The sequence below is a fragment of the Rhodococcus sp. P4_B6 genome, from assembly GCF_056402215.1.
In genome coordinates this window covers 1-616 of sequence record NZ_JBFUHV010000492.1, presented here as the reverse complement: position 1 = coordinate 616, position 616 = coordinate 1, and the positions used below count along the sequence as shown (strand labels likewise).

The window sequence follows — 616 nt, the reverse complement described above, 5'->3', positions numbered from 1 at the left end:
GAGCGAAGCGTGGCATCAGTGACCGGGACCTGCAACGCTTCAAGCAGGAGTTCGACGTGATGAAGCGGCTCAGTTTCCCCTACGTCGTCGAGGTGTATCAGTACGACGAAACCCGCAATGAGTACACGATGGAGTTCTGCGACGAGACTCTCCGAAAGTACATCCTGAAACGAAACAACGCGTTGCAGTTTTCGTCACGGAAGCGGATCGCGCTTCAGTTCCTATACGGCATCAACTACATCCACAGCGCCGGGCTACTCCACCGAGATATCAGTCTCCAGAACGTGCTCTTGAAGGTCTTCGAAAGCGGAGCGGTGCTGGTCAAGCTCTCCGACTTCGGTCTGGTCAAGGACAAGACCTCCGAGTTCACTCGAACGAAGACGGAGATGCGGGGAACCATTCGTGACCCACTGCTCGACAACTTCAGGGACTATAACGCCCTGAACGAGATGTACGCGGTTGCCTGGGTCCTGTCCTACATCTTCACTGGCAGGGAGTCGCTGAAATCAGGCACTGACGAAGTCGGGAGGATTATCCAAAAGTGTGCGGCGCATGACATCTCACAGCGCTACAAGACAGCACTCGAACTGATCTCGGATGTCGAGCGCCTCGAAAC

General features: G+C 55.2%; 1 protein-coding gene. It reads left to right on the top strand.

What is annotated here, in order from left to right; all coding sequences use genetic code 11:
• Positions 1-59 precede the first annotated feature (59 nt).
• A partial coding sequence (locus tag AC1DWT_RS51755; protein ID WP_477926340.1) for a protein kinase family protein occupies positions 60-616 on the top strand: 557 nt, incomplete at its 3' end.